The 9,315-nt window shown below is 62.8% G+C and carries 7 protein-coding genes; 3 read left to right on the top strand and 4 right to left on the bottom strand.

Annotated elements, in window-relative coordinates; translation table 11 throughout:
• Positions 1-1,855: PKD domain-containing protein (locus VFZ66_18450; GenBank protein HEX6291171.1), on the top strand; the 1,855-nt coding region annotated here is incomplete at its 5' end.
• A 294-nt stretch (positions 1,856-2,149) separates the two neighbouring features.
• Here the strand turns inward: VFZ66_18450 and VFZ66_18445 are convergent.
• On the bottom strand, positions 2,150-2,533 hold the full coding sequence (locus VFZ66_18445; GenBank protein ID HEX6291170.1) for a response regulator: 384 nt from the start codon (positions 2,531-2,533) through the stop codon (positions 2,150-2,152).
• A gap of 495 nt (positions 2,534-3,028) precedes the next feature.
• On the opposite strand from VFZ66_18445, the gene VFZ66_18440 reads away from it, so the two are divergent.
• Positions 3,029-3,307, top strand: a complete 279-nt coding sequence (locus VFZ66_18440) for a hypothetical protein (GenBank protein HEX6291169.1) — start codon at positions 3,029-3,031, stop codon at positions 3,305-3,307.
• Positions 3,308-3,643: 336 nt separating this feature from the next.
• The gene (locus tag VFZ66_18435; GenBank protein HEX6291168.1) at positions 3,644-4,831 is read left to right on the top strand and encodes a hypothetical protein; all 1,188 of its coding nucleotides are present in this window, start codon (positions 3,644-3,646) and stop codon (positions 4,829-4,831) included.
• 104 nt (positions 4,832-4,935) lie between these two features.
• Here the strand turns inward: VFZ66_18435 and VFZ66_18430 are convergent, their stop codons facing one another.
• From VFZ66_18430 to glmS, 3 genes are all read right to left on the bottom strand, one after another.
• A complete protein-coding gene (locus VFZ66_18430) occupies positions 4,936-6,264 on the bottom strand; it encodes a phosphatase domain-containing protein (protein HEX6291167.1) in 1,329 nt (442 codons plus the stop codon).
• 332 nt (positions 6,265-6,596) lie between these two features.
• A complete protein-coding gene (locus tag VFZ66_18425; protein ID HEX6291166.1) occupies positions 6,597-6,944 on the bottom strand; it encodes a hypothetical protein in 348 nt (115 codons plus the stop codon).
• Between the two features lie 43 nt (positions 6,945-6,987).
• Positions 6,988-8,832 (bottom strand): glutamine--fructose-6-phosphate transaminase (isomerizing), encoded by a 1,845-nt coding sequence (gene glmS, locus VFZ66_18420; protein ID HEX6291165.1) that lies wholly within the window; start codon positions 8,830-8,832, stop codon positions 6,988-6,990.
• Between the last annotated feature and the right edge of the window lie 483 nt (positions 8,833-9,315).

Raw genomic sequence — 9,315 nt, 5'->3', positions numbered from 1 at the left:
CGCCAACGTCGCGCCGACCGCCACGTTCACGACGGCCTCACCGGTGGACGAGGGCAGCCCGATCACGCTCAGCTTGAGCAATCCATCCGACCCATCGAGCGCGGACATGGCGGCAGGCTTTAGCTACGCCTTCGACTGTGGCAGCGGCTACGGCGGCACGGGCAGCACGACCACTACAAGCTGTGCGACCGACGACAACGGCCTACGCACGGTCAGAGCCCGGATCACCGACAAGGATGGCGGCACCACCGAGTACACCGCGACCTCGACGATCAACAATGTTGCGCCAACGGCGAGCTTCACGGCCTCCTCCCAGGTGAATGAAGGCGAGTCGATCGAGTTGGCACTGAGCGACCCCTCCGATCCATCGAGCGCGGACACGGCGGCGGGCTTTAGCTACGCCTTCGACTGTGGTGGCGGCTATGGCAGCGCCAGCAGCACGGCGTCGGCCAGTTGTGCGACCGACGACAACGGCCTACGCACGGTCAAAGCCAAGATCACCGACAAGGACGGTGATTTCACGGAGTACACCGCGACCTCGACGATCGACAATGTGCCACCACTGGCTACCTTCAGCGCACCGACGGAGGTCGACGAAGGGCAGGCGATCGAGCTGGCACTGAGCGACCCCTCCGATCCATCGAGTGTGGACACGGCAGCGGGCTTCAGCTACGCCTTCGACTGTGGTAGCGGCTACGGCTCCGCCAGCAGCACGGCCACCGCAAGCTGCGCCACGACCGACAGCGGCGTGCGCACGGTCAAGGCCAAGATCGCCGACAAGGACGGCGGCACGACCGAGTATGTCGCGCAAGTCACGATTAATAACGTCGCGCCGACGGCGAGCTTCAGCGCCACGTCGCCCGTGGACGAGGGCAGCCCGATCGCGCTGGTGTTGAGCAACCCGTTCGACCCATCGAGTGGGGACACGGCGGCAGGCTTCAGCTACGCTTTCGACTGTGGCAGCGGCTACGGCAGCGCCAGCAGCACGGCCACGGCAAGCTGCGCGACCAATGACAATGGCCTACGCACGGTCAGAGCCAAGATCAGCGATAAGGACGGCGATTTCACTGAGTACGTCGCGCAGGTGACAATCAATAACGTCGCACCAGTGGTCGGCGCGATCACCGGGCCGACACAGGCGGTTCCGGTCGGCACAGCGATCAATGTGAGCGCTCCATTCACCGATCCCGGCACGGCGGACACGCACACTGCCGCGATCGATTGGGGCAATAACACAACCAGTGCCGGTACCGTGACATACAACCCGGCGACGGGTACCGGTAACGTTCAGGGCAGCCGCATCTACACCACTCCTGGTATCTACACACTCAAGATCAGCGTCACCGACGACGACGGAGGCTCTGGCTCGGCAATCTTCCGGTATGTTGTGGTGTATGATCCAGGTAGGGGCCATGTTACTGGTAAAGACAGCATCAATTCACCTGCGGGCGCGTATGTGCCCGATCCATCGCTCCAGGGAGCGGCTGAAGTTGGCATCAAAGCCAACTATACCAATGACATGACCGCGCCCCGAGGGGAGACTACACTTATGTTCTCTCTGGGCAGCCTGGAGTTCTTCAGCACGACCTATGAGTGGCTCATCGTGGCTGGTGAAAAAGCACAGTACCAGGGCACCGGCACGATTAACGGTACGGGTAACTACGGCTTTATGGTAGCGGTGATCGACGGCGGGGCTGCGGGTAATGGCAACACCGACGACAAGATCCGTATCATGATCTGGGACAAGAACAACGGCGATGCGATCGTCTACGATACCCAAATGGGTGCGGCGTTCGACGCGGACCCAACGCTTGTCACGAAGAAAGGTACCATCACTATTCACCAAAACAAGTGATGATTCAAGCAGGGAGCATCGGATCTAGCCGATGCTCCCTGCTGCGGTCCGTCAGGCTTGTCCACGGCGTCATCCTGCGCCGGGACGAGCCCGATCCTGTAACCTGAAGGACAAACCAATCCGTCCGGGGTCGCCACGCGAAACGCCGCATGAGAGTGCGGCGTTTTTGTTTGTGTCAGCACAAGCAATCGGGGCATGAATCGGGTGGTACGGGTAGTTGCCGGGCGGCTGCTCAATGACTCCTGCGACGCGGCACCGGCTGTCGCGGTTGAGCCGACGCTCGTCGAACCTGGATCATGGGCAGAAGTGGGCGACAAGATCGAGCAGCCGCGCCGGGTCGAACGGCTTGCAAATTGACGCCTGAACGTCTAGCTCCTGCTGCACGACGTTAGTATCGTAGCTGGCCGACAGGATGATCACGGGAATAGCAGACCACTGCGGGTTGGACCGCTGAGCCGCGAGAAATGTGCGACCATCCATGCGCGGCATCTGAAGATCGAGCAGAATGACATGGGGTAGCGCCGAGGCTACGTGCAGGTGTTGGACGGCTGCTACGCCATCCTCCGCTGCGATAACCGCGTAGCCGCTCATCTCCAAGAGCATCTGAACCATCTCCACGATCGATTCATCGTCCTCCACGACAAGAACGCGGCAGGGTGTTTGGTTTGTGAAGGACATGGTACGGGACTCCTTTATGGTATAACGCACGGGCGCTTAGCACGCAGTATGCCACGCGGCTATGCGGCATCGAGTATCCCGCAAGGCCCAGACGATCGCCGGAGATGACCGGGCCAGTCATGCCCTCGATCTCAGTGGAGCAGGCTGTCTGGCGCGCCTCGTTTCTTTAGCCCGCTAAGCCGTATGCTATAATAGACCGGTAGAAGATCATGGACGATGCGCCCCACATCTATGCAATCATGTGTCGGGGGTCCGAATCCCTGCGGGGTCGCCAGCAAGACACCCTCGCTCAACGGCGAAGGTGTCTTTGTTTGTATAACGTGATAACGTCGCTCAGCGCCCTGCGGATTCGGGCAGACCACGATTGTGCTTGAACAGGCGCACCGGATGATCGATGGATTGTGAATGGTGCCGTGAGATCCTTTCGACCGATGCTTCGTTGTATTAAACACCTGTGATGCAAGATGATCGATTTGCACAAGAGATGGAGGATCGATGCAGTTGAGTCAACTACGTACTATAGATGTAGTGCGACCTGGCGTTGGGAAGCGTTACTCGTTGCTGCCCGTCGATCATGTCGATATTACCGGGTTTCACGTATCGTACGAAGGCTCTCCCTTGCATCCATCGCACCTTGATATTGTGGAAGGCGACAAGGTTGTCTGGCAGGAAGAAGGCCTGTACTATCAGGCGTTCATTGACGAAATTGTGGTCCGTCACGTCGTGCTGCGCGCGGCATTCCGCGATGCCGAGCAGATCGATCCTGAGTGGTAGCCTCCTTCTGATGTTCCGAAAGCTGCGCGATCGGTTCACACGGTCGCGCCCTAATCGCCGTAAGCTGCTGGCAGTGGTTGCATAACGCTTCACTGCCAGCAGGTTTTTGTTCGGCTCCGACGAAGCCGATGCTGTCCCAAGAATCAGGCAGTTCAACGTTTCGAGCTCAACGTTCAAAGCGGCGAGCTCAACGTTTCCCTTGCTCTCTGTGCGCCGGGCGCCCCTTGGGCATGGCCCCCGGTTCTTTGTTCTTTCGTCCCGATGTCGCTCGTCTGCTCCGCTATGTTCTGTGGTACAACAGTAGTGTGAGCTGGCACGCAATCGGAGGGGGACGCGATGAAGCAGTGGTTGAATGCATCTGTGGCGCTGCTCGGCGCGCTGATCCTTGGCGCGACCGTGGTCATCGGGATGCAGAATCCGCCTCCTGCTGAGGTGCGCCGTCCAGCGCCCACGTCTACACCCTGGCCCACGATGACAGCGTCCACCCAGGTTACGATCCCTGCCCCTCCAAGGCCTACCAGCCGTGCCGCCATCGATCTGCCCACCGATCGACGTGGGATGGTCCTGGCAACCCAGCCTGACGGCAGGCTGAGCCTGATCGCGCAGGATGGCGCGCGGATATGGCCGCTCGATCTGCGGCAGCGCTTTACCAATGCCGCGTGGTCGCCCGATGGACGGCATATCGTCGCGGCGACGAGCGACGGCAATGTGCTGATCACGCATCCTGAGCGTGGAGACGCCCAGAGGCTCCTGACGACGCGGCAGCGCCTGGCAGGTACGACGCTCATCTGGCAAGATCCGCTCTCGATTGTGCTGGCCGTCGAGTACGACGCCGCGCCCGCGACCATCGCCCGATGGAGCTACCGCAATCGCGAGCTTGAGCTGCTTGGCCGTGGACGAGCGCCCGCCGCGCGCAACGATCTGGTAGCCTGGGTCGCCCTCGACGGTCGCTCGCTCGTGGTGCAGCGCGGCGCTGGCGAGCCGGAGGTGCTGATCCGCCCGCAGCGGCTTGATGCGCTGTTCGCGGAGCGTCAGGCGGAGAGACGCGGCGAGATCGCCCAATCTCACGGCTCGGCGCTGGCGTGGTCGGCGGATGGGACGCGGCTGGCGTTTGCCGCGATTGCGCGGCGTGAGGGCATCACCTTCGACTGGACGATCGTGGTCGCGGCGCTGGACGGCACGCTGCGGCACTGGACGCTACGGCACGACACGGCGGTGTATCAGCTTGGCTGGATGCCCGATGGTCGGCTGCTGTTTACCGACGATCAGGGGCTAGCGCTGATCGATCCCGACTCCGGCGCTTACAAGCGGCTGCTGCCGCAGCAGCGCGATGTGCGCTACTTCGCGCTGCACCCGTCGGGCGAGCCGCTGCTGGTTTCGACGGCTAGCGGCGTTTATCGGCTGCCGACGATCGCGCTTGAATGGCCGCAGGTGGAGCTACAGCCGTTCGGGCCACGGACGCAGGGCTACCAGCGCCTTGACTGGTGCTGCGCGCAGCCGCCGCGTCCGAGCGAAGAGCCATAGGTCGGGAAACACAGGAATAAAGGAACAAGGGAACAAACACGTTGTGCGGTTTGTTCGCTTGTTCGCTTGTTCATCCCTTGGTTCTTGGTTCTTCGTTCTTCAACCTACTCCTTCTCGCCCTCGACGATCACCGTCGGCGGCGGCTCGTCCCGATCGCCGCTCTGCAACGCCTGCTCGATCGCCCCGCCCTCGACCGCCGCCTGCGTCTGGTCGGCGCTCTCCTCGTCGATGACCACCGTCGGCGCTGCGGCTGCTTGCGTCTCGCCCAGCAGCCGCTCGGCAGGACCGGCGGGTGCCGCGTCCAGCTCACGCTCCATCTCGATCATCCAGACCGTCTCTGGCGCGATCCAGCCCTGCTCGGCGGCATGACGGGCAACGGCCAGCGTGTCGTCGGCCAGGATCAGCGTGCTGCCAACGGCGATGATCTCCTCGGCCAGCTTGCGGATTGCCGCCGGGCGCTCAGGCGTATGGCTGACGTTGCGAATGTAGACCGCCGGGATTCGTCCGGGGTAGAGCCGGACCACCTCGTGATAGATTTCGGGATCTTCCTGGCCGCTGTCGCCGATCAGAATGAACGGCAGATGTGGATAGCGATCGAGCACCTGCCGGATCGCCGCCAGCTTATGGCCGCGATGCTGTGTCGGCAGGATCTCCTGCTCGGAGATGCCCCAGTCGCGCAGGAAGATCGGGCCGTGGGGAATGTTGTGCAGCGTGAAGAACTCAAGCAGCAGGTCGTACAGGTTCCACGGGCTGCTCGACACATAGAAGAGCGGGTTGACATCGGGCGCCGCTTCGGACGACGCGGTGCCCTGTTGCAGCGCCCGGTAGAGCGCGGCCACGCCCTTGAAGGGCAGCCGGGTGCGCGCGTTGCCCAGAAAGACGCTTCGCGCCATGCGCAGCAGATTGGCGGCGTCGGTTCGCACTACGGTGTCGTCGATGTCGCTGATCACGCCGAACTGGGCATGCGGCGGCGGGACGAAGACGCAGCCGGTAGCCTTTGCCGGTCCATGCGCCGCCCACTGCGGCTCGCGCACCTCAAGCGCCACCTCGTGCCGCAGGCGGTCGGCGGGCAGCGGCTGCGCTGGCCTGAGCTGGACCTGGAAAAAACCCTCGCTGTCGGCGACAACCTCCTGCTCGACGCCCTGGAAGCGCGCCATGATGCGCGCGCCGGGGATCTCGTCGCTCTCGAAGCGTCGGTAGGTATTGACCAGATTATCCCACAGCGAGTCGTTGTCGGTGGCGGCGCTCACGCCCGGCTGCTCCAGCACGCGACCGCCGAGGAAGAACTGATCGGCGGTGCCGTGGCCGTAGTATGGGACGATCGTGATCGGATCGTCGCCGCCGAAGCGCTGCGACAGCCGGTGTCTCAGCTCGTCAAAGTACTCGTCCGCGTTATGCGCGATTGTGCCGATGATCTGTCGCCAGCGTGCCATCTTGTGCTGCGCTCCTTTCGGTTCTGCTGCCGCCGATTACTCGCCGCCCGACACCTGGACCTGCCGATCCAGAGCTGGCGGGTCGTCTGGACCGTGCATCGTAAAGTCTGCGTGCTGACGTGTCAAGCGCTGGCGGGGAATGTAGAGCGAGGAATCTTTGAGAGCACCTCCAACTCTCCGGTCCATCGTTCCAGGTTGCGAGCTTCGAGTTCGTCGAACTTTAAACGATGGTGGGTGAATCATGATGTGGGGCACGGCATGCCGTGCCCCGACGATCCGATCCCGATTATGTTGTAAGCCCAGGCCGCGCCGCATTGTGGGTCTGGCAGGCGCTAGCTGCCCATCCGCTGGTAGGGCTGTCCGGTCGCTGTGCCCAGCGCCGCCATGAGACTATCCACCAGCTCATCGCGCTCGTGATAGGTGTAGCCGCTCATATAATCGGCGCGGAACTGATAGAAGATCATCAGCCGCAGTTCTAGCGGATTGAGCTCCCAGCGACCGCGCTGCTGGTAAGCTTGCTCCTGCGCGGCGGCCCAGCTCCTCAGGTCAAAGCCCAGCTCCTCAGCGATGGCATAGCCGTCGATCTGCGCTGCGAAGCTGCGCCAGGTCTGGTCGTCGAACCTCTCCGGCAGCTTCCAGCGCTGCGCCAGGGCCTCGGAAATGGTTTTAATGGGCGGCATCCAGGCAACCTCGTTTCCCGCGATCGACCGGCAGTTTACCAGACTACTCCACGGTGACGCTCTTCGCCAGATTGCGCGGCTGATCGACATCCGCGCCGCGCCGCAGCGCGCAGTAGTAGCTCAGCAGTTGCAGCGGCACCACCGTCAGCACAGGCGAGAGCAGCGGCAGCGTGCGCGGCACCTCGATCACGAAGTCGGCCTTGTCGCGCGCAGTAGTATCGCCCTCGGTGACGATCGCGATCACCTCGCCGCCGCGCGTCTTGACCTGCTCGATGTTCGAGAGCATCTTATCGTACACGTTGTCGCGCACGGCGATGCAGACCACCGGCATCTGCTCGTCGATCAGCGCGATCGGGCCGTGCTTCATCTCGCCCGCCGGGTAGCCCTCGGCATGGATGTACGAGATCTCTTTGAGCTTCAGCGCGCCTTCGAGCGCAATCGGGTAGCTGATGCCGCGTCCCAGGAAGAGCATATCCGTCGTGTGGCGGTAGCGCTCCGCGAGCTGCTCGTAGCGCGCGGTCTGCTGGAGCAGCGTGCCGAGCTTGTTGGGCAGTGCCAGCAGCGCCTGCAAATGTTCGCGCATCATCGCCCGATCGATCTGCCCCTTGACCTCGCCCAGCTTGAGCGCGAACAGATACGCCGCGATCAGCATACAGGTGAAGACTTTGGTCGAGGCTACGGCGATCTCCGGTCCGGCGTTGAGGTAGATCACGCCGGCATCGCTGAGCCGCGCCGCCTGCGAGCCGACCGCGTTGACGATGCCCAGGCAGGGCACGCCCGCCTCGCGCGCCAGCTCCATCGGCACCAGCGTATCCACCGTCTCGCCCGACTGGGTGATAGCGATCATCAGCGTGCCCTGGTCGAGGATCGGATTGCGGTAGCGGAACTCGGAGCCGTAGTCGACCTCCACCCGCACGCGGGCGAGCGCCTCGATCACGAACTTGGCGATCAGCCCGGCGTGCCACGCGGTGCCGCAGGCGACGATATAGATTTTGTCGATCGCGCGAAGCTGCTCGTCGCTGAGCGTGAGCGTGTCGAGGTCTACGCGCGCGTTTTCGAGATCGATCCGGTCATGGAGCGTATCGGTAATCGAGCGCGTCTGCTCGAAGATCTCTTTGAGCATGAAATGCTTGTAGCCGCCCTTGGCCGCCGCCACAGGGTCCCAGTTGATCCGCTGCGGCTGCTTTGTTACCGCCTCGCCGCTGATGCGCTCGACGCGCACCGTCTGATCCGTGATGATCGCCAGCTCGCCGTCCTCCAGAAAAAGCACCTGCTGGGTGTAGTCCAGAATCGCCGGAATATCGGAGGCGATAAAGTTCTCGTCCTCGCCCAGCCCGATCACCACGCCGCCAGCGTTGCCCAGCCGCGCCGCCAGGATCAGCCCAGGCTGCTGGCGATGCATCGCCACCACCGCGTTACCGCCGCGAAGCTGCTGCATCGCGCGCCGGAAGCCGCTCACAAAATCGCCCGTAGCCTGCGTCTCGCGCTCGATCAGATGCGCGATCACCTCGGTATCCGTCTGCGAGTGAAACGTCACGCCGGCCTCGACGAGCTGGCCCTTTTGCTCAAGGTAGTTCTCGAAGATGCCGTTCTGGATCACGACAATATCGCCGCTGTCGGAGCGATGCGGATGCGCGTTGGCCTCGGTGACGCCGCCGTGCGTTGCCCAGCGCGTATGCCCGATGCCTTGCCGTCCGTGCGTTGGCTCGGCACGTAGCCGCTGCTGAAGATTGCTGAGCTTGCCCACGGAGCGACGCACCTGGAAATCGCCGCCGTTCAAGATCGCAATGCCCGCCGAGTCGTAGCCGCGATACTCCAGCCGTTGCAGCCCGCTCACCACCACCTCTGTCGCCTCGCGCGATCCGACATATCCTACAATGCCACACATAATCAAACCTCGTGTATCGAGCGGTCGGGACGCAGGACGAGCACACGTCGCCGCACTCCGCCGACCGGAAATAATCGTCGCTGATAAAAACATTGGGTTGAGACAAGTCCGGGGTGCGCAGCCGCACCACAGCCGATGACGCGACTGTGCTGCCCGCTGCTGTGACTTGTGTGCTGCTACGCCCGCTGATTGTCCCGCCGGTCGCCCGGCGGCTTTGGCTGGCGTTCGAGGATGGCAGCGCATCCTGAAGGCATCCGCTGATCTTCGCTGTTCCGATCCGTATCCACGTCCGCTGGTCTGAGCGAGTCCGCCGCCAGGGCGCGGAAGTGCCAGTCCCGCCGCCGCTGCCTGCCGCCTCGCCCACGAGACGCTTCTGCCGGATCGTTAGCACTCGCTTTCGCGAGGAACCTTCACCTCGTCACCTGTACGAGCAGAATAGAGAACAAAGAACAGAGAACAGAAGTTAACAGCTTTGTTCTTTGT

The organism is Herpetosiphonaceae bacterium (genome assembly GCA_036374795.1).
Classification (GTDB): domain Bacteria; phylum Chloroflexota; class Chloroflexia; order Chloroflexales; family Kallotenuaceae; genus LB3-1.
The sequence above is the reverse complement of the archived record's forward strand: the minus strand, read 5'-3'. Positions and strand labels throughout refer to the sequence as shown.